This is a genomic window from Formosa sejongensis (genome assembly GCF_033447105.1).
GTDB lineage: Bacteria > Bacteroidota > Bacteroidia > Flavobacteriales > Flavobacteriaceae > Formosa.
In genome coordinates, this window is sequence record NZ_JAWQUN010000029.1 from 1 (window position 1) to 20,707 (window position 20,707).

The 20,707-nt window shown below is 31.2% G+C and carries 17 protein-coding genes; 3 read left to right on the top strand and 14 right to left on the bottom strand.

Going from position 1 to position 20,707, the window contains the following annotated elements; translation table 11 throughout:
• Positions 1-304 precede the first annotated feature (304 nt).
• Complete coding sequence (locus R6X41_RS17880) at positions 305-964, bottom strand: BON domain-containing protein (RefSeq protein ID WP_318501723.1); 660 nt, start codon at positions 962-964, stop codon at positions 305-307.
• Positions 965-1,109: 145 nt separating this feature from the next.
• On the bottom strand, positions 1,110-1,325 hold the full coding sequence (locus R6X41_RS17885) for a hypothetical protein (protein WP_318501724.1): 216 nt from the start codon (positions 1,323-1,325) through the stop codon (positions 1,110-1,112).
• A 587-nt stretch (positions 1,326-1,912) separates the two neighbouring features.
• Here R6X41_RS17885 and R6X41_RS17890 point away from each other — a divergent pair.
• The 3 genes from R6X41_RS17890 (at position 1,913) to R6X41_RS17900 (ending at position 7,226) form a co-directional block, all read left to right on the top strand.
• Positions 1,913-2,971 (top strand): response regulator, encoded by a 1,059-nt coding sequence (locus R6X41_RS17890; RefSeq protein ID WP_318501725.1) that lies wholly within the window; start codon positions 1,913-1,915, stop codon positions 2,969-2,971.
• Between the two features lie 180 nt (positions 2,972-3,151).
• A complete protein-coding gene (locus tag R6X41_RS17895; protein ID WP_318501726.1) occupies positions 3,152-3,997 on the top strand; it encodes an ATP cone domain-containing protein in 846 nt (281 codons plus the stop codon).
• A gap of 712 nt (positions 3,998-4,709) precedes the next feature.
• On the top strand, positions 4,710-7,226 hold the full coding sequence (locus R6X41_RS17900) for a cation-translocating P-type ATPase (protein ID WP_318501727.1): 2,517 nt from the start codon (positions 4,710-4,712) through the stop codon (positions 7,224-7,226).
• 167 nt (positions 7,227-7,393) lie between these two features.
• Here R6X41_RS17900 and R6X41_RS17905 read toward each other — a convergent pair whose 3' ends face one another.
• The 12 genes from R6X41_RS17905 to R6X41_RS17960 all read right to left on the bottom strand — a co-directional run bounded on the left by R6X41_RS17905 (position 7,394) and on the right by R6X41_RS17960 (position 20,597).
• A complete protein-coding gene (locus tag R6X41_RS17905) occupies positions 7,394-8,131 on the bottom strand; it encodes an SDR family oxidoreductase (RefSeq protein WP_318501728.1) in 738 nt (245 codons plus the stop codon).
• A 378-nt stretch (positions 8,132-8,509) separates the two neighbouring features.
• Complete coding sequence (locus tag R6X41_RS17910; RefSeq protein ID WP_318501729.1) at positions 8,510-9,307, bottom strand: haloacid dehalogenase type II; 798 nt, start codon at positions 9,305-9,307, stop codon at positions 8,510-8,512.
• Between the two features lie 53 nt (positions 9,308-9,360).
• The gene (locus tag R6X41_RS17915) at positions 9,361-9,963 is read right to left on the bottom strand and encodes a TetR/AcrR family transcriptional regulator (RefSeq protein ID WP_318501730.1); all 603 of its coding nucleotides are present in this window, start codon (positions 9,961-9,963) and stop codon (positions 9,361-9,363) included.
• A 200-nt stretch (positions 9,964-10,163) separates the two neighbouring features.
• Complete coding sequence (locus R6X41_RS17920) at positions 10,164-10,871, bottom strand: HEAT repeat domain-containing protein (protein WP_318501731.1); 708 nt, start codon at positions 10,869-10,871, stop codon at positions 10,164-10,166.
• 164 nt (positions 10,872-11,035) lie between these two features.
• Positions 11,036-12,211 (bottom strand): DmpA family aminopeptidase, encoded by a 1,176-nt coding sequence (locus R6X41_RS17925; protein WP_318501732.1) that lies wholly within the window; start codon positions 12,209-12,211, stop codon positions 11,036-11,038.
• Between the two features lie 244 nt (positions 12,212-12,455).
• Positions 12,456-13,400: an alpha/beta fold hydrolase gene (locus tag R6X41_RS17930; protein ID WP_318501733.1), complete on the bottom strand. Its 945-nt coding sequence runs from the start codon at positions 13,398-13,400 to the stop codon at positions 12,456-12,458.
• A 42-nt stretch (positions 13,401-13,442) separates the two neighbouring features.
• On the bottom strand, positions 13,443-15,011 hold the full coding sequence (locus tag R6X41_RS17935; protein ID WP_318501761.1) for a GMC oxidoreductase: 1,569 nt from the start codon (positions 15,009-15,011) through the stop codon (positions 13,443-13,445).
• 706 nt (positions 15,012-15,717) lie between these two features.
• The gene (locus R6X41_RS17940; protein WP_318501734.1) at positions 15,718-16,941 is read right to left on the bottom strand and encodes a TAXI family TRAP transporter solute-binding subunit; all 1,224 of its coding nucleotides are present in this window, start codon (positions 16,939-16,941) and stop codon (positions 15,718-15,720) included.
• Positions 16,942-17,214: 273 nt separating this feature from the next.
• Entirely contained in the window at positions 17,215-17,739 is a 525-nt protein-coding gene (locus tag R6X41_RS17945; RefSeq protein WP_318501735.1) for a hypothetical protein, read from the bottom strand.
• A 335-nt stretch (positions 17,740-18,074) separates the two neighbouring features.
• Positions 18,075-18,626: a GNAT family N-acetyltransferase gene (locus tag R6X41_RS17950; protein ID WP_318501736.1), complete on the bottom strand. Its 552-nt coding sequence runs from the start codon at positions 18,624-18,626 to the stop codon at positions 18,075-18,077.
• 360 nt (positions 18,627-18,986) lie between these two features.
• Positions 18,987-19,685, bottom strand: a complete 699-nt coding sequence (locus tag R6X41_RS17955) for a DUF4488 domain-containing protein (RefSeq protein WP_318501737.1) — start codon at positions 19,683-19,685, stop codon at positions 18,987-18,989.
• 183 nt (positions 19,686-19,868) lie between these two features.
• Positions 19,869-20,597 carry an NYN domain-containing protein gene (locus R6X41_RS17960; RefSeq protein WP_318501738.1) on the bottom strand — a complete coding sequence of 243 codons (729 nt, stop codon included), beginning with the start codon at positions 20,595-20,597 and terminating at the stop codon, positions 19,869-19,871.
• Positions 20,598-20,707 lie beyond the last annotated feature (110 nt).

The following is a 20,707-nucleotide window of genomic DNA, read 5'->3' on the forward strand; positions in this document are numbered from 1 at the left end:
AGAAAGACCTATAAAATCAAGAAATAGTACAAAAATCTTTTTTTTAAGATAAAAAGTAAGTCAAATCCATTTAAAAAACATGGAACTTAGAAAATTATTAAATATTGCAACGGTCTTAATTTATTGAAAATGATTTACGGAATTATATTTTGCGATAAATCTATCCGTTGGCAGCTAATAGTTGGATTTGGCATACTGGTTCTTATAGGATTATTATTCGCTTTTTTATAAATCTATTGCAATAGGTATTCAGATAAAACTTCTGTTAATTATGATTTTCTGTGTCTTTCTAAATGATTAGTGTTTATGTAATAACTTCCAATTCATTTTTTACTTCATAAATTCCTCGAGCATAAAAAGCCGACTTTTGCGCTTCCTCCTTTTCAACAAGAGAATGAACTTTACCTGTTAATTTTATAATATGGTCTTCCATAAATTCAATAGTAATATTATTGGCATTTATATGTACAGATCGTTCAAAAGCTTTGCTTATTCTTTCTTTTATTTGAAACGGTTTTTCATCTGTTTTCTTAATGGTAATATCGCTAAATATGCCCTTAACTCCTGCTAAATTTTGTATCACACGTTTTGTATCTTCTTTTTGGTAAGACCAGTCAACCTCACCCGTTAAAAAAATATAACCATCTTCAACTTTTACACTAATTTTTTCTTCTGGTACAGCTGTATTCCATAGCAATGCATCTATAATTGCATTTGCGATTTCAGTATCGGTTCTATCTTCTTTAGTATCATACCCAACTTCAATATCCTCGGCAACCGCTTTTACGCCTTTTACTTTTTTCACTGCTTCTTCCGCAGCGATCTTATGGGCATAGCTAAACACTCTTCCTGTAAGGGTTACTATGCCATTTTTTACTATCACACCAATTTGGGTTTCATCTATATTTGGTTGAAATACCAATTCGTCTAACACATCTTGTTTAATTTGTGTATCTGTTTTCATGATAATGTTTGATATTTAATTTCCTTTAATCTGAAAAGTACTAAATACCCTAAATCCTTGAAGTGATATTTCGAAAATTCCATCTTCTTTAGTAATGGAATCATGTAATGTATTCACCGCTTGAGTGTATTAAAATTATTAAAAGCTACTTTTCTTTTTGGTGTGTTACAACATAGCTCTCCAATAATTCTTTTAATTCTTTAAGATATTCTTTCATTAATTTTTTATTCATATTTGGGTGTTCAAAAGCAGGAATCGTAATAGGTTGCTCGTCCAAATATTTATATAATTCAGGATAATCCGTTTCAATGGTATATGTTATATCAGAGATTTCTTGTAATATGGTTTTTAAATTAGGCATAATCTTGTGTTTTTTAATGAGGTAATGTCATGTTAAGATGGTGCATGTTTATAATTGTCTATAGGTCTAATTCTATATTCAGTTATAATTACTTATTTAATACTGATTATGTGAATGTAAAACGCAAAATAGAAATTGGAAATGATAATAATCATACAACTAGATTTCTCATCATTTGTGGCTTTGAGTAAATTTAAAAGGAAACGGATATAACGTTGCGATTTTCTGTAATGCATAGGTGTAATTCAGGGTTGTTAATATAAGTATTAGCTATACCACACTTTATCTTCTAAGTTTATTTTGAATTTGTAAAGCCAATTATTATTAGATATGAGTTGCTTTACCTTTTTAATCAAGATCCTATATTTTAAAGCACCAAAATAGATGTGATATATGTGTATACAAATGATAGATATAAGTACTTCAAAATTCAGTAAAATTTAAATTCGGGGGATTTGTGTTTAAACGATTAATATATCATCATTTACCTAACTAGAAATTGATATATCAATATAAATGAGGTAAATTAGAAAAACAATAAAAATTTGGCAATTATTTATTGTTCAGGTTTATACAAAATTAGGTTAATGAAAAAAACGATATTCTTAATAGAAGATGATAGAACGTTATTAGAAAACACGATAGGTTTTTTAGAATTAGAAGGTTATAATGTTATTAAAGCAACGAACGGAAAATTTGGAATAGAACACGTTGTAGAATTTAAACCTGATGTGATTCTTTGTAATATTATGATGTCGGAATCTGATGGTTATGATGTTTTAGAAATGCTATCTAGCCATCATGCTACTAATTATATTCCTTTTATATTTCTATCTGGAAAAACAGCCATTACGAATATTAACAGAGGGATAGATTTTGGTGCAGACGATTATATTACAAAACCGTTTACTGAAGATAGTTTAATTTCTACCATAAAGAAACGTTTAGAAAAGTCGGCAATAATGTCCAGAGTTCTTGATAAAGAACGTCGTTTATCTAAAATAGATGCTGAAAGTGATATTCATAATTTAAACGAACTTAAAAACTTTTTTGATGACAAAGGAGAACTCTCAAATTATAAAGACGGCGAAACTATCTATAATTATGGAGATCATTCAAATAAAGTGTATTTAATATTAAAAGGCGTTGTAAAATGCTTTAGAGTAGACGAAAAAGGTAAAGTGCTTACAACCGCACTTTATAAACCAGATGAATTTTTAGGTTTCGCCTCTTTCGATAATAACACAATTTATCACGAATCTGCTACAGCCTTAAATGATGTACAACTTGCAGGAATACCCAAAATAGTACTCAATCAAATATTGGGTGAACACCAAAGCATTTCGCTTGAGTTAATGGAGATGCTAAATAAAAATATTGAAGAAATAAAAGAACAATTATTACATATGGCTTACGGTTCTGTTCGTAGAAAAACAGCTCAATCTTTATTATATTTTGCGAAAGCATTCAATAAAAAATCTAACGAAAATATGCACATTTTAAGAACAGATTTAGCGAGTGTCGCTGGCATTGCCTCAGAGACTCTAATTCGCACATTGTCTGAATTTAAAAAAGCAGGGTATATAGAAGTAGATAAGCAATATATAAGGATTATAGATCTAGATCAGCTTGAACTTATAAGTTAATTTATAAAAATTTACATGCAGCCCTAATTTGAATAAGATTAGGGCTTTTTTTATTGTATTTAGTATTGTTTTTGTACTGACAATTATCATTGTAAACTCTTTAAGAAAATTTTATATTTGATAGTGAGCTGATTTTGAGTGGTTTTATAAATCAAATTAACTATTAATATACCTTCGATTATGAATGGGAATCAAGACTTTAATATTATAAAATCATCTGGAGAGAACGTTAAATTTTCATTTCATAAACTTAAAAATTCTTTAACGCGAAGTGGGGCAGACGAGGAAACCGTAGAGTCTGTTTTAAGCGTAGTAAAAAACGAATTATATCAAGGCATTTCTACTAAAGAAATTTATAATCGCGCTTATAGTTTATTGAAAAATAAAAAAGGTGTATTAGCTTCAAAATACAAATTAAAAAAAGCCATTTATGAACTGGGACCAACGGGGTTTCCTTTCGAGAAATTTATTGGTGCTCTACTACAATACTCAGGATATACTATAGAAGTAGATCAAATTATGCAAGGTAAATGTGTCTCTCACGAAGTAGATGTGATTGCCAAAAAAGACAAACATTATATTGTTGCAGAGTGTAAATTCCATGGTGAAGAAGGTCGCAATTGTGATGTTAAAATCCCATTGTATATAAACTCAAGATATCAAGATATTGTTGCACAGTATAAAAATAATGAAGATCCAAATTCGGTTCCCAACGAAGGATGGGTGGTTACCAATACGCGTTTTACAAAAGATGCTATTCAATATGGTAAATGTGTTGGGTTATACTTGTTAAGTTGGGATTATCCTGAAGGGAATTCGATAAGAGAGCGTATAGATCGCATTGGTTTGTATCCAATCACATCTTTAACGCTTTTAACTACAAAAGAAAAACAGTTTTTACTAACTCGAGATGTTGTATTGTGTAAACAGTTGCATAAGGATGATTTCTATTTAGATTATTTAGGAATTTCAGAAATCAGAAAAAAAAAAATTAATAACGAAATAAAACAATTGTGTAATGAGTAGTTCGTTTTTAGAATTGTCAGCAGTTATTTTATAGTATAAAACATGAAAAAAATGAATAGTCCAAATGATACCACAGAAGAATCCCTATTAAAATTTTATAAAGATGTTTTATGGTAGAAATCAATTATCGAGTTTACAGAAACTGAAATTTCATTTATTAATCGGTTACTAAATTCTGATGTCTTTGAAACAAATTATCTAAACCATTTAGAAAATTTGCACAAGTTTAAACATCAAATTAAAACAAAGACAAGAGGGTTTAATAATATTAGGGAAATAATTGAAAGTCACGAAAATAAAATGCGAGATATGATAGAATGTGATGACTTGACTTGTGTCGCCTTTTGTTTAAAGAATCACGAGTCACTAAAAGCCCATTTTGAGATGTTTTTTATTGATTTTTTAGAATTTAAGTCAGTAGTTTTTAACTATACAGGAAGTATTTTAAAAAGTTAATTGTGCTTTGTTTTAATGATACCTGTCCGTAATTCAAAGTCAATTCCATATTGTAATTGTAATGCGTTTATTTTTTAAAACTGTTTACATTGTTTTACAAAAGAAACTGTCATTCCTACGTAGTCAGGAATCTAAAATACAGATTTTTGGTTTTTGACTCTAATGTTAAAATAAAACAAGTGAAATACGGCTATGGTTCTGCGTCGAGGATGGTTGGTAAAAAAAAATATTTATTTTCATTTCATAAATGCTATACATGGTCATTGAAAACTACGACATAAAAGGTCTTACAGATAATCAAGTTTTGGAAGCACGTAAAGCGCATGGACAAAATATCTTAAATTTTAAGAAGGAAAGTGGGTTTCTGTATATCCTAAAGAATCTAATTAAGGAACCAATGGTTATTCTATTATTGGTTACTACTTCAATCTATTTTATTACAGGAAATATTGGAGACGGTGTATTTTTAGCCATGGCTATTGTTTTAGTTTCTGCAATTTCGTTGTATCAGGATTCTAGAAGTCGGGATGCTTTGGCAAAATTGGAAATTTATACACAACCAAATTGCAAGGTTATACGTCAAGGTAAAGTAAACGAAATTAAGAGTTCAGAATTGGTTATTGGAGATTATATGATGGTGGAAGAAGGTACGACAATTCCTGCAGATGGTATTATTGTCCATTCTAATGATTTCTCTGTAAACGAATCTATTCTTACTGGAGAATCTTTTTCGGTCTATAAAAATCAAACAACAGATAGTAATATAATTTATATGGGTACAATGATAGCTAGTGGATTAGCTATTGCAACGGTAACCCATATTGGTAATGAAACCAAGCTTGGTAAAATAGGTAAAAGTCTTGAAAATGTATTAGAAGAAAAGACACCATTAGAATTACAAATCAACAATTTTGTAAAGAAAATGGTTATTGTAGGTATTGCCATTTTTGTACTGGTTTGGGCTATAAATTATTTAAAATCCTATAATGTATTAGATAGTTTGTTGAAAGCACTAACGCTTGCTATGAGTATATTACCAGAAGAAATTCCGGTTGCTTTTACAACTTTTATGGCAATGGGTGCTTGGAGACTTATGAAAATGGGAATTGTAGTAAAACAGATGAAAACGGTTGAAACATTAGGAAGTGCTACAGTAATCTGTACGGATAAAACAGGTACAATTACCGAAAATAAAATGACGCTTGCTAAGCTTTATAGTTTTACTGATAAACAAATTAGTTCGATTAAAGCGGACATAACTAAAGAAGAAAAAGAGCTTATACGAATTGCGATGTGGGCAAGTGAACCCATTCCATTCGATCTTATGGAAATAGCCTTGCATAAAAGTTATACAAGATTCTTTGCATTAGATGAACGACCAAACTATAAAATGTTTCACGAATATCCTTTAGAAGGGAAACCTCCTATGATGACGCATATTTTTCAGGATGATTCAGCTAATCGCATCATCGCTGCTAAAGGAGCGCCAGAAGCTATGCTAAGTGTCTCTGATCTGACATCTTTTGAAAAAAAAGAAATTGAACACGCCATAAACATTTTGGCTCATGATGGTTACCGTGTTTTAGGAGTTGGTCAAACAACTTTTAATGGTGATAATTTTCCCTTTAAACAGCAAGATTTTAAATTCGATTTTAAAGGTTTGGTTGCTTTTTATGATCCTCCAAAACAAAATATTCAATCTGTTTTTGAAGATTTTAATACAGCCGGAATTAATGTAAAGATAATTACTGGCGACAATGCAGCAACCACTTTGGCTATTGCAAAACAAATTGGCTTTCGAGGGTATGAGCACAGTATTTCTGGAGATGAGTTAATGAAAATACCTGATTCAGAATTGCGAAAAACAGTTTCAGAAAATCAAATATTTACTCGAATGTTTCCAGATGCTAAATTGAAAATCATCAATGCATTAAAGTTAAATGGAGAAGTGGTTGCCATGGTAGGCGATGGGGTAAATGATGGGCCAGCATTAAAAACGGCACACATTGGCATTGCAATGGGTAAAAAAGGAACTGAAATAGCAAAAGATTCAGCATCATTGATATTGGTTGATGATGACTTGTCCAAAATGGTGGATGCTGTAGCTATGGGAAGAAAAATTTATAGTAATTTAAAAAAGGCCATTCAGTATATCATCTCTATTCATATTCCTATAATTCTAACGGTTTTCATTCCGTTGGTATTAGGTTGGGTCTATCCAAATATCTTGTCTCCAATTCATATTATTTTATTAGAATTAATAATGGGACCAACGTGCTCTATAATTTATGAAAACGAACCCATGGAAAAAAAATCAATGCATCAAAAACCACGTCCGTTTACCACTAAATTTTTTAATTGGAAAGAGCTAACCACAAGTGTAATTCAAGGCTTAATGATAACGACTGGAGTACTTATTGCATATCAGTATGCAGTGTTGCAAGGTTATAACGAATCTATTACCAGAACAATGGTGTTTACGGTTTTAATGTCGGCCAACATATTTCTAACAGTTGTAAATCGTTCTTTTTATTATTCAGTTTTTACGACCATTAAGTATAAAAATAAATTAATTCCTTTAGTTATTGGTATTACTATTTTTATTACCGCATTGCTATTGTTTGTAAAACCATTTAATCAGTTTTTTCAATTCGAAATATTGAATTCTACACTTATATTTATAAGTAGTGGTATAGGTTTTTTATCTGTTATTTGGTATGAAGTGATAAAATGGATTAAGAGGAGAAAGAGCCCATTTCTGAGTGCCTATTAATTCTTGAAATTTGGACATAATTTATATGCTTATAGTGTTTATAACAACATACGAAAAGGGTAGGAGTGTTATAGATGATACACTTAAAACTGAAGTATTGAGCAGTATCTCCTGAATTGAAAAGTTTAAAATCTCAGATTAATACTTAATCTGAGATTTTTTTAGTGCTATACTAGTGCTCCATTAGCTCCTATAACCTGACCAGAAATCCATTTAGAATCATCACTCGCTAAGAATAATACTACTCTCGCAATATCTATAGGCTTTGCTAATCGATTAAAAGCATTCATACTACTTAGTTTGTCAATTTGTTCTTGAGATTTTCCTGTCATAAAAAGTTCTGTTTCAGTCGCTCCAGGAGCAATAGCATTTACAGAAATTCCTCTTCCTATTTCTTTAGAAAACACTCTAGTCATTTGTTCTACCGCTGCTTTTGTTGCTGAATAGATTGCATAAGTTGGTAGCATTAATTTTGTAGTGCTAGATGAAAAATTGATAATAATACCATGGTCTGCCAATTTGCTATCTGCTTCTTGTAATGTATTAAAAACACCTCTTACATTAACTTCAAATTGTTTTGTGAAGTCTTCTTGGGTATTATCTTTTAATTTTTTAGAAATCATAACCCCTGCATTGTTCACCAAAACATCAATTTTTCCAAAAACTTCTAACGCTTTGTCGAATAATTGTGTGACTTGATTCCTATCACTCACATCTGCTTTTATAGCTATAGCTTCTCCGCCATTTTTTATAATCTCTTCAACTGTAGCTTCTGCTTCTTTTTGGCTGTTAGAATGATTAACAATAATTTTCGCACCATTTTTCGCTAACAGAATAGCTACTTCTTTTCCAATTCCTTTAGATGAACCAGTAACTAAGATGACTTTGTTGTCTAGATTATTCATGATTTTATATTGATTTTAATTTATAAACTGAACATATTGATAAAATAATGGCTATTACAACCAAAAGAAAAACAGGTTCTGAAATAACAAAAAACGCTATAGCTAAGCCTATTAATATGGTTGCTAATAAAAAAAGGTAAGCAATTTTCCCTACACTTTTATTGTTTGTAAAGACGTACACAAGGATTAAAATAACCATTGCAAATTCTGATATACCTGTAAAAATTCTAAAAAAAAAGTCACATTTATTCCCATGACATTTTCAAATTGAATAAAGCCATTAACGCTTTGTGATGATCCTATTAATTTAGGAAAGGCAAAAAATAAAAGTACTAATATGGATACAATGTTAATAGTTTGATGGATGATTTTTTTATCTTATTTTAAAGCAATTAATCTATTTGTAACTAATTCTAAATTCATTTCATTTATTTCAGGTTTTGGAGCAAGCGGGTATAATTGAGCACCTGGTCTACTTATAAAAGCCGTTCTCCAGCCAGCCCAAATGGCACCAGCAATATCCCAACCATGTGCTGCTACTAATAAACTCTCGCTTGGTGCAATACCCATTTTTCTTGCAGCCCAATTGTAAGCATCTGTATCTGGTTTAAATTTTCCGATATCCTCTATACTTAAGCGTTCGTCAAAATAATCTGTTAGTCCGGCATTTTTAAATTGAGTTTCGACACCTTTGTTTGAAGAATTAGTAAATGAAACCAGCTTATAACCCGCATTTTTCAATCTTAATAATGATGGTTTTACTTCTGGATGGGCAGGTAAAGAACGTATTGGTGTAAGTATGGCTTCTCTGGCCTGGGTTTCTGTTAAAGTAATATTGTTATTAGCTGCTACCATTTGCAATGCCGCTGCACCAATTATTCCAAAATCATTGTATTGTCCGCCAACTGTTGTTACTAATGAATATTGTAGCATCGTTGTAAACCATAGCGGTAATAAATCATTTCTATTTCCTAGTGCTTTTCCAACACTGTCTTTCATAGCCGTTAAGTCCAATAGTGTTTCGTTTACATCAAAAAACAATACTTTTGGCCTTGTACTTACTATTATTTTTGTTTTTTCTGCAACATTTGCAGCAGTTCCCATGTGTGAAGTTGTCGCAAGCCCTACTCCTAATAAGGTGGATTTTTTAATAAAATCTCTTCTTTCGTTTTTCATATTATAGATGATTTATAAAACATACTATTAGGTATGTTTATAGTTAAAAAAAATTAAACTTTTATTTGTTTCAAGTAAAAAGAAAGACCAGATAAATACTCTTCTAAAACAGAGTCATTATCATATAATTTTCTAATGCCTCTAATCCCTTCAAAAGCACTTATTAAATACATAGCAACAGCATTACTTGTAACCTCTTTTTTTATTGAATTTTCGAATTTTCCTCTTTCAATAAGTTTAATCAAGGCTGTTTTCCATAGTTCAATAATATTTTTAAGTGCTTTTTGATAAGCAATTTCGTTGTTGCCAATTTCGTTAATTAAATTATTCATCGGACAACCGTGTTGCTTGTCGTAAATAGAAAATTCTTTTAAACGATTTATAAAAACCTCCTCAAGTATTTGAAAGGCATTACCAGATTCTTTTAATGGTAAAATCATTCCTTTAATAACTCTTTTTTCTACTTTTAAGCTAATCACTTCTAAGCCTAATTCTTTCTTGCTTTTATAATGATGATAAAAAGCACCTTTACTCAATGTGGTTTCCTTCATTATTTTATCGATACTGGTTGTTTTAAATCCATGTTCGTAAAATAAATTAAAAGCCTTATTTATAATAAGTTGTTTAGTGTTTTCAGATTTTAGGTCTTGTTGCATGTTACAAACATAATAAAAAATACTAGTTAGTATGTTTATGTTTTGTTAATTAGTTAAAAGACTAATTATTTAGATTTTGGCCGACTATGAATCGTAAATTTGACAGACTAGCAAACAACATTGACAATTTAATAGCTCACTGAAGCAGGAATGATTTTATTTATGTTGTAGATTTTCGTGCTCATTATTAATTTACGCGTTTAGAGAATAGGGTTTCTCTGTTCTATTAACCATAAACTCCTGTATATTTCCTTTTTTAGTCTTTCGTTTTCTATTTCCGAGTATAGCTTTTTTAAAAACGTTTTACTTTCATGTATTCCACTAAAAGCTCGAATTATTTTCCACTTTATTAGATCTTCAGTTATATTACGGTTGTAACAAGAAGCTAAAGGTTCGTAGATATTTTCTGTTTTAGAATAGAAATTTATGTGTCCAATAGTATCAATAAGTTCGCTTAAAAAATCCTTGTCATTTGTTTCCAATTCTTTTAACAATTCGGGGATAGCTTTATTTCCTATCCTTATCAAAGTTCGACTTGCAATATCTCTAGGTAAAGGATAGCTGTCTTTTAAAAATTCTTTTTCAGGTATAGACTTATGTTGATTAGAACCGATTGTAGATAAACATTTTATTAGCGGATGTATTGCAATTTCATTGGGTTGGGATAGAGTATTACAAATCTCGATTTTTGAATAGAGTTTTTTTTCTGTTTTTAAAGCTTTTATAAGATATTCGACTGTTTTTTTAGTTTTATTGTTTTTTAGTAACCTTGCACCTAAAGTCCGTTCAGTTGCTATTTTGCTTTCTAATAATTCAATTTTTTTGTCAAACGAAATAGTTGTAAATCTTGATTCAATTTCGTCTTCTATAAATCCGCGATTTTGAAGTTGTTCTAATTTCGTCTGCATTTTTTTAATCTTGTTGCTAAGATATTTTAGAAATGGTTAAATAAAATCCTTGAAGATTTCCGTAATAAGGTTAGTAGAATTAATTAAATATTTTTTTAAACCAACTATACTCTAAGTAGAATCTGGAGGAATTCCTTTCGATTAAACGCGACTAGTTTACTTCGTTATTCGTTCAGGCGATTATATTTTTTCAAGGTTTTAATTAATAAATCGTGTGGTAAAGCATAAGCTTTATTTCCGTTAATGCCTTCCATCGTTTCTGCAGCTACCATTGCATTAATAATAGCTTCTTCAACAGCCTGAACTGTGGCTTCAAAAACAGGCATTAATAAATCATTTGGCATCGATTTTACAGTTGTAGTTTCGTCCCGATTAAATGCATTTTCATTCGCAGTAGAGAAGGCTAAAAAAATATCTCCAGAGCCATTACTTCCTCGACCTCCTACAATACCAACTCCTAAAGGAATTCTTTGAGTAATTCTTTTTAATTGATGTGGTAATAGTGGGACATCTGTTGCTATAATTACAATTATTGAACCATCTCCTTCTTGTCTCCTTGATTTTGGTGGAGCATTGAATATATAATTTAAGGTGTCTTTTAATTCAATTCCAACGGGAACACCTGCGATCGATAAGTTTCTTTTGGCTCCAAAATTAGATTGCACAATGGCACCCACAGTATAAGTTGAATCTTTGATTTTAAAAACTCTCGAAGAAGTTCCTGTTCCTCCTTTAAAACCCAAACACATCATTCCAGTTCCTCCACCAACATTTCCTTCAGCAATTTCACCGGCAGAAGAATTATTAATCGCTTCTAAAACATGAGTTTCATTAACGTGAAATCCATAGATGTCATTAAGAAAACCATCATAGGTTTCGGCAACCACAGGATACGTGTACCACCAATCTTCTCCACTATACCAATCCGTATCTACATACCATTTCAATACGGCGTCACGCACAACACCAACACTATTAGTATTGGTTATCATAATTGGAGTTTCCAAAAAACCAGATTCAGTAACCCAAGTTGTACCAGTCATTTCTCCATTGCCATTTAGACTGTACCAGTTGGCATAAACCGGGCTGAATTTTTTAGCTTTCCCTCTCGGAAAAATGGCAGTAACACCAGTTCTAATAGGTCCTTTGCCAACTAGATTTTCTCCTTCTCCTGAAATAATTGTGCTATATCCAACTTCAACTCCTTTTACATCTGTAATCGCATTGAATGTTCCTGTAGTACCAACAAATGGTACGCCTAAATCTCTTGCTCTTGGTTTTTGTCCGTAAGATTGGAACCAAATCATCATTACTGTAAAAACTATAAATATTGGTTTCATATGGATTGGTGTGTAGTGTTTTTTTGTGAGTTGAGTGGTTTCTCAACTAAATTAGTAAAAGGAAATACACCAAAGGAAAATCTGAGGGATTTTTCCATGAATATACAGCATAAGCAATTAAATAGGTATGCTTTAGTGAGAGTGCAGAGGCAATGTGCTTAGTGAATAAGCTGATTGGTAAATTTTGAGTGCTTTAAATGCTACTTTTTGAAATATTTAATTGTGATGAACGTTGGGTATTTTTTTACTTATTTATAAAATTTATCACAGGCTCTAGGCTTTCAATAGGGCTTTCTTCCATTGGTGTATGGCCTGTGTTGTCCAATATAACTAATGTGTTATTTGGTAGATTCTCCTGAAATTTATATGCATTTTCCTTAGTTATTAATAAATCCTGATTACCCCAAAGTATAAGTGTGGGTTGTGTAATATTTTTGATTTCTGTGTAATTAGTAGTTGTTGGTGTTTTAATTCGATCTACAAATGCTTGGCGGTTACCAGCTCTGAGGGTAAGTTCAAAATACCTTTCAACTAATGAGTCTGTAACTTTTGAAGTATCGAAATATACATTTTCAACACTGGATCTAACCATAAAACGAGGCGTAATATAGGTAAGTAACTTATTAATTACAGGAGTCTGACCTAGTTTAAAAGCAATTGGGACACTCGTTGAATTAATGGGATATCCTACAGCATCTATTAAAATCAACTTTTTCACCATATCTGGTTGCTCTAAGGTAAAGTTCCATGCTATTTCTCCTCCTAAAGAATTACCAACCAGTATGCATTGTTTAATATTTAAGGCCGTCAAGAAATCCTTTAAGAAGGTTGTATAATGAGTAATAGAGTAGTTGCGATCTGGAAATGGTCCCGTTAATCCAAATGCAGGAAGATCCATTCTAATTACCCGATTAGTGGTTTTAAGGCTGCTGGTCCACGCATCAAATGTATGTAAACTAGATGCGGTTCCGTGAATAAGTACGATTGGAATGGAGTCTGTTTGATTTCCCTCGTCACGAAAATGTACATCCATTCCATCAATAGAAATAAATGATGATGCTGCATTGGTGTACTTGGGTTTTAATTCGTTTATCGGAATATCTCGATGACCATATAAGACCACTATACCTAGTATAATAAGTATAGTAAACGCTGAAATTATTTTTAAAATTTTAATGAAGTACCTCACTGGATTTCAGTATTTAAACTTTATTATTTTGAAGTTTTTAATCTAATTTAATTCTTTTTTATTAGGTATTTGATTCATTGCTCGCTCTGCAATTGCTGTTATTGATAAAGATGGATTTACTCCAGGGTTTGCAGAAATCATGGAACCATCAATAATATAAAGATTCTGATAGCCAAAGATTTTGTTGTCTTTATCAATAACACCTTCAGATGCATTTGCTCCCATAACAGCACCTCCCAAAACATGGGCTGTTGAAGGAATACCAGCTATTGTTTCCAATGCGAATGAAGTACTTACGCCATTTACGGCCTGACTATATTCTTTAATTAATTTAACAGATTCTGGAATAAAAGGTGTCGGTTTTTTACCTGTACTAACCGTCGAATTCATAAAACCAAAAATGTTTCTCTTAAACTTAAGTGTGCTATCTAAGGTTTGCATAAAAAGAAGTACTACTGTTTTTTTTGCCCAGCTGTTAACAATATAAATTTTAAAATATTTGATTGGAGATTTTATTAAGGCCATAGCAATTTTTGCTAAACGAGAGATCATAGTATTTCCCGTAACATAAGGCAGATGAATTAATTTCCATGCATTAGAGCCTTCTGCGTACCTAACTATTTCCAGGTGGCTATTCTCGTCCGGTTCTAAAATACTTCCAATGGCCACACCTTTAGAATAATTTTTATCTTTTTCAAGACTAGAAACACTCACTAAAGTTTCATTATTAGTTCTGATATCTTGGCCTAATCTATTAGAAATATTAGGCAAGGAGGTCGTCTTTAATTTAAGTAATAGTTTGATGGTACCCAAAACTCCTCCAGAAAAAATGACAGCTTGACTTTTAATTTTCTTTCTTTTTGTAAATACTTTGGTGCTTGTTTTTAGTGCTATTTCATAACCATCTGCACCATCTAATTTATGTATTGGTTTAACATTGTAAACCTCATGTTCTGATAAAATTTCAGCACCATATTTTTGTGCTAAATATAAATAGTTTTTATCTAAAGTATTTTTAGAATTATTTCTACAACCTGTCATACATGCACCACAAAAATTACAACCTGTTCTTTCTGGTCCCAAGCCTTCAAAATAGGGGTCGTCTTTGGTTATATTTTCTTCTCCAAAATATACGGCAACATTTGTAGCGTTAAACTTATCTTCCATATTAAGTTTTTCAGCCACCTTTTTTAACCCAATATCTCCATCAAATAACTTGGGGTTTTTAGCTGCACCAAGCATTTTTAAAGCCAACTTATAATAAGGTTCTAATTCCGTTTCCCAATCATTTAGTTTGCTCCAACTACCCGTCTTAAAAAATGTTGATTTAGGTATAGGTAGTGTATTGGCATACACTAGTGAGCCTCCACCAACACCTGTGCCAGATAGAATTGCTACATGTTTAAAGATAGTTAACTTCATAATACCAAAGAAACGTAAGCTAGGCATCCATAGCCATTTTCTGAAATTCCAGTTTGTTTTAGGGAAATCTTTAGCCTTAAACCATTTTCCTTTTTCAATGACTAAAACTTTGTACCCTTTTTTTGATAACCTTAAAGCACTTACAGAGCCCCCAAAACCACTTCCAACTATAACATAATCGTAGTCCATTTTCATTTGTTATAAGGTGTTTGTATATGAGACAGTGTGAGTCTCGATTACTAATTTAGGGAAAAATAATCAGACCTAATTACTATTTTATGCTTTACCGAAAGCGTGGATTAAGCTGTCTTAATTTTAATGTTTAATAGCTAATAGTGAACTGTTCATTTAATTTTAGCCAATTATGTTGCTGTGTATTAGTATATGTTACACTAATTTTAAAGTCATAGTAATACTGAGTCTTCTTTCTTTTAATTTTTTATAGATGATTTTAAAATATTCAAAACCTAAGAAAATGCCATTATCTATGATCTCAAAAATGTTGTTTGTATTTTTAATACCTACTAAAATGTTTTTCGACAAAAATATAAATCAGCTGCTTTTTCATGTTTTTGAGAATGATATATCGTGTCTAATTTATAATATTGTGCACGGTATAAACTAGCTGTTCTCAAAATATCAAAATATCAAAATATCAAAGTATGATAAGCTTGTATTCGATAGTTGAATTAATTCACGATGAAGTGACCAACAAGTATTTCAGGTAAATCTGAACCGACTAAAATAGTTGCATTTTTATTCGGAATTTATATGTCTTCAATAGTTATTCTACTTTTTTTTGTGCTATTTCAGAATAATTAGATGTGAAATGCCTTAAAAAAATCACGTTTTGATTCGTACTCTTGCTTTAATACTGCCGATATTCTTTAGGAATTTATGATTGTCTAAAATTATTTAATTCCTGTTGAATAAGTCTAGAGAAAATATTAAAATCGTCTTTATCTAATTTTTCTTTCGTCATTTGTATTAGTGCACGTTGATGTAAATCATCTAAGTTTTTCTTAGTAATATCGTCAGTATTTTTTTCTGACCTAATTCTTATATATTCTATGAAATATAAATCAATACGTTCTTTTCTAATCGTTTGCAACCTATTTCGTATGGTCTGAATTAATCCAAATACAATAGCACCTATGGAAAATGCAAGGGCAAGAACATCTGCATATCTTTCGAAAAAAGTAGGTTCGTCTCTTCTAAAATAAGCATCTGTACCCGTGTGAATTGGGTATAATAGTGCAGGTACATCTATTGACTCATTGGCAGAACTATACATGACATCATATCCCATTAAATCTAATCGATGTTCTAGAATATAAGAACTCAGATTATAAATGGTTTTTTCTCCTAAATTAGAATTTCCCACAAGGTAGGTTTGAACAGCAAAAGTGTTAATGTCTTCGGAACCTTTTACTCCAGGAAGTGCAGGAAGTGTAAATGGAGTTAAAGCGGGGTCGTTAAGGCATATAAAATCTATCATATCTTGTTTCAATGAAACTTCATGCCAGTTATTAGCTAAAAGTTTGTCTGCCCTCGGACCATAATATGTTCCCCAAAAGTGAATAAAATCAGGATCATCATCTTGGCTTACTATATCTACATGCTCTATTTTAGAGATGTTAATTAATCTATTTAAATTGGCGTGAGTTTCTCCATTTAAAACTTCTATTCCAATCCTGCGACCTTCTAATAATTGTCTGGTATTTAAAGAATCATTATATTCTTTTTTAGAAAAAAGAAAAAATAATCGCTCGAATATTGGAGTTATAGTTCTTAGTTTGCCAGCATTACTATCTAGAACTTGTGGTATAAAATCACTGTTGTTCATTATAAAAGTTAAGTCGGCATCTCCTTTTGCGACTAGTTTATTGGCTGCAATGGCGTTTTCGGTTTCTATAATATTTATTTTATAGCCACCTTTTTCTAAGAAATATTTTAAATGCTTAGCAGAAGTTGAATACGAAAAATCACCTTTAGGAATTGCTAGCCGGAAAGTGGTTTGCGGTTTAAAAAAATCACATCCATTAATAAAAACAGCTATAAATAAAGTAAGTAAAAGAGGTAATATATTTCGTTTGTTTTTTTTTCGTATTTCGATCATTATAGTTTTATGAAGCACACCGTGGTGTGTAAGATAAGTTGCTTGGTTTAAGCACTAAAGTTAATAAATAAAATAGAGATTTAAAGTATGTGAGTATTTTTAGAACTCCACTAGAAGGAGTCATTATTTATGGCTCTTGTTTTAATAAATCTTGTTGCTTGGAAGTCTATTGTTTTACATTAAAAACACATAAGTCATCGTGCTTTTTTTTTCTCACCTAAAAGCAACAGTGAACACTCTGGTGTGGCGTTGGTTTATTAGCAGCCCATATACTTAGTCATAAGCGGGTACTGTTTTTGGAGTCGGGTCATTCTCTTTTATTCTAATTCTGCATTTTTTTTCAATGTCAAATACATTGGGAACTTCAGAAATATAAATGATGTCAGGTACAAATTTGTTCGGACCTTTATTTTTGCTTTTCATTTTCCCTGTTCTTAATTCGAGTTCCAAATTTCCCGAGATTGTTTTAATTTTAATATTTCCAGAAAATTGTTCCCAATCTTTAACTGTGAATTCTCCGTTTCTATACTTTATAAATCGAGTTTCAGTTCCAACAAAATAACCTCCTTTTTGAAAAAAGATAATCAATGCCCAAATAAACAATCCAATTCCAACTGCAACAAATAAACCAATGATTAAACTCGGGACTAATAAGGGTTCCCAATTTTCTAAACTTGCTGTCGTTGGTTCATCATTAACTTTAAAATTAACTTCTTTACCCATTATTACGGGTACAATAAAAACAAGTACAAAAATGCTGATAAATGCATTCCAAAATAATGAAAAAAACAAAAGCATGTACGCCCTTTTTTTTGGGTAATTTCTTCGGCTTTTAACTATAAAATCAGTTTTTTCTGAATCTATAAAATTTCTTAATTCAATTGGAATAGTGTTGGAAGTCATTTGTTGATAATTACTCGTGTATGCTTAGTTGCGTTGACTAGCAACTAAATTAGTAAAAGAAAACGAAGCAGAGGGAAATTCACTGGATTTTCCAAGTAGGAGCGAAGTAGGTAATTAATTTCTCGTCTTTTTGCCTTAATATTAATTTTACTGTTTCAGTATTTAGAGCGTTATATTTAATTTAATATTCCGTTAGATTTCAATTTGAAGGGTCTCCGTTTTTGTGCTATTTATTTTTTTCTATCGTCAGTTTCAAGTATTGAATATTCGAAATTATCCGACCAGCCCGATTTTAAGGGTAATACTTGTCTGAGTCTACCTTCTCTAATCATTCCAGATTTTTCCAAAACTTTAAACGAACCAATGTTTTCTACAGCGCATCCAGCTTCTATACGATGCAGTTTAAGATTTTCAAACCCGAAGTGTATTACTGCTTTTAAAGCTTCTGTTGCATACCCTTTTTTCCAGTGGTCGGAATGTATTTTATACCAAACTTCTCCTCGTTTATATTTTTCGTTCCCGAGTTTTAGTCCAAATAATCCGATGAATTCTTCATCCAACCTGTTTTCAATAGCAAAGGTGTAATTCTTTATTTTGTTTAATTTGTTTTCAGCAATCCAGGGTTCAATTATAGTTTGTGTTGCTTCGCTGTTTTCTGGAATTCCTAGAGCGTTGAATTGATCTGTTTCAGGTAAAGAATGTAATTTATGAATGGCATTTAAATCCGTCAATTCAATAAATCTTAATTTTAATCTTTCTGTTAATATTGCGATTTCAGTCATTTTTTATAATTCTGTACAACGTTGTTCTAAATAATTAGTTTCGTGTGTAAGCAACTAATTTAGTAAATATTCCAGTCTCTTGTTTTTATGGGGTTGAAAATCAATTTTTTAAGTTTATATCTGTGAAATGCTGAAAGATACCCGAACGAAATCGGAAAAAATTAATTTGTTTAAAAAGACACTACGACGATAAGTATGTATAGATTTGAATAAGAATAGTAGGTAGACCAAGAGCGTAAAAACCTAAATTAGGGATTACTATTTGCGTAACGTTACTTAAGAAGTACTGTTATTTTAGAACAGCTAATAAGTGAGTCATTTAGACGGTTCTGAATTTATATTTATGCTTTAATTATAAAATTAATCTCTTAAGCTCCATATTTCATTAATTGGATCGCCTTTACTCGACAAACCTGAGTGGTGCCAATTGTTATCAATCAATTCGTAATTAAAATTTAAGCTAAGTCCGACTTTAGAATCGTCTTTCGAAAAGAATTCGATATTCTCAGAGTATTCACCATTTTTGGTTGTGTAAGTACCTCCTCCAGTGCCCATAAATTCTTTTGTCTCTGTATTGTAAGCAATCCATTGAAATTGAGTTCCCGACAAAATTTTCATTGTTTTTCTTGGACTACTTGTATCACGTAATTGTGTTTCACCATTTTTTATTCTGCCAGACATTAACCATGCACCTTGCAAGGCACCGGGCTTTCCATTATCTATTCTATTTAATGTCATGTCGTATCCAATAATTTGAATAGACGTATCGGTAATATCTACTTGAAAACTAACCTCGGTGCCAACCTGTTCGGGATCATCGGTGTTAAACTCTATCTTTTCTGTCATTGTATCTCCTTCTAATGTCCATGTACCACCGTTAGACTGAATAAATTTTCCGGTGGTTGCATTATATTTACTTAAAACTTGGTAGCCATCAGTAAAAATAACAACTATTCTTATTGCGTCTCCATTCTCAGAAGTCGACATGCTTTCCCAAGCACCAATAGGACTTTGTGCTTTAACCGTAAAGGATAAAAAAGCACAGATGAGTAATATCATAAATTTTGTCATAACCTTTGATTGTATTTATGGATATACATTATTAAAGTTAAGGGTTTTATGTGTAATTTGCTCTGATTGAGTTACTAAAAATTAAAAAGTACTAGGGCACAGAACAATAATAGCAAATACAAAATTATTTTTGTGAGCAATAGAAGGTTCAGTAATTAATTAAATAGGCTACTATTTATTCTTAACAAAAATTAATTTGTGTTTACTCTTTTGGTTTTCTCTTTGTTCAATTTCGAACTCACCAATAGATTTAATTAAAGGCGTTAATTTTTCAAACCCATAATTTCTTGAATCAAAATTTGGTTGTTTTTTTTGAAGCAAGCTTCCAACATCTCCTAGAAAAGCCCAACCATCTTCGTCTGATAAATCTGAAATAGTAGTAGAGATTAGTTTGGTAACTTTTGGAGTCACTTTATCAATACTGTCTTTAACGTTGTCTTTATGACTCACGTTTTCTTTCTTTTCAGTTTGCTTTCTAATAATTTCGATATAAATAAATTTATCGCAGGCTACTATAAAGGGATTTGGTGTTTTTTTCTCACCAATTCCAATCACTTGCATCCCAGCTTCTCTTAATCTAGTCGCTAATTTTGTGAAATCGCTATCACTTGATACAAGACAAAATCCACTTACTTTTTCACTGTATAAAATATCCATAGCATCGATAATCATCGCCGAATCTGTAGCGTTTTTACCAGAAGTATATGCGTATTGCTGAATTGGAGTAATTGCATTTTGTAGCAATAAGTTTTTCCATTTAGATAAATGCGGACTTGTCCAATCTCCGTAAATCCTTTTAATTGTTGGATTACCATACTTTGCTATTTCTTCCATCATTTCCTTAACGTCGGCAGATGGTATATTGTCTCCGTCTATTAATACGGCTAAATTCATATTCATATTGTTTTGGTGTTACTTCATTTTAATAATAGTAGAAGTTACTTTTTTATTCTAATTATCTCTAATGTGTTCATATTGAAAGTACGGGTTTGGGTGCGATGATTTTCTTT

Excerpts from the sequence above, each read along its gene's own strand:
- R6X41_RS17880 (WP_318501723.1), bottom strand. The coding sequence starts at position 964 with ATGAAAACAGATACACAAATTAAACAAGATGTGTTAGACGAATTGGTA.
- R6X41_RS17885 (WP_318501724.1), bottom strand. The coding sequence starts at position 1,325 with ATGCCTAATTTAAAAACCATATTACAAGAAATCTCTGATATAACATAT.
- R6X41_RS17890 (WP_318501725.1), top strand. The coding sequence starts at position 1,913 with ATGAAAAAAACGATATTCTTAATAGAAGATGATAGAACGTTATTAGAA.
- R6X41_RS17895 (WP_318501726.1), top strand. The coding sequence starts at position 3,152 with ATGAATGGGAATCAAGACTTTAATATTATAAAATCATCTGGAGAGAAC.
- R6X41_RS17900 (WP_318501727.1), top strand. The coding sequence starts at position 4,710 with ATGGTCATTGAAAACTACGACATAAAAGGTCTTACAGATAATCAAGTT.
- R6X41_RS17905 (WP_318501728.1), bottom strand. The coding sequence starts at position 8,131 with ATGAATAATCTAGACAACAAAGTCATCTTAGTTACTGGTTCATCTAAA.
- R6X41_RS17910 (WP_318501729.1), bottom strand. The coding sequence starts at position 9,307 with ATGAAAAACGAAAGAAGAGATTTTATTAAAAAATCCACCTTATTAGGA.
- R6X41_RS17915 (WP_318501730.1), bottom strand. The coding sequence starts at position 9,963 with ATGCAACAAGACCTAAAATCTGAAAACACTAAACAACTTATTATAAAT.
- R6X41_RS17920 (WP_318501731.1), bottom strand. The coding sequence starts at position 10,871 with ATGCAGACGAAATTAGAACAACTTCAAAATCGCGGATTTATAGAAGAC.
- R6X41_RS17925 (WP_318501732.1), bottom strand. The coding sequence starts at position 12,211 with ATGAAACCAATATTTATAGTTTTTACAGTAATGATGATTTGGTTCCAA.
- R6X41_RS17935 (WP_318501761.1), bottom strand. The coding sequence starts at position 15,011 with ATGGACTACGATTATGTTATAGTTGGAAGTGGTTTTGGGGGCTCTGTA.
- R6X41_RS17940 (WP_318501734.1), bottom strand. The coding sequence starts at position 16,941 with ATGATCGAAATACGAAAAAAAAACAAACGAAATATATTACCTCTTTTA.
- R6X41_RS17945 (WP_318501735.1), bottom strand. The coding sequence starts at position 17,739 with ATGCTTTTGTTTTTTTCATTATTTTGGAATGCATTTATCAGCATTTTT.
- R6X41_RS17950 (WP_318501736.1), bottom strand. The coding sequence starts at position 18,626 with ATGACTGAAATCGCAATATTAACAGAAAGATTAAAATTAAGATTTATT.
- R6X41_RS17955 (WP_318501737.1), bottom strand. The coding sequence starts at position 19,685 with ATGATATTACTCATCTGTGCTTTTTTATCCTTTACGGTTAAAGCACAA.
- R6X41_RS17960 (WP_318501738.1), bottom strand. The coding sequence starts at position 20,597 with ATGAATATGAATTTAGCCGTATTAATAGACGGAGACAATATACCATCT.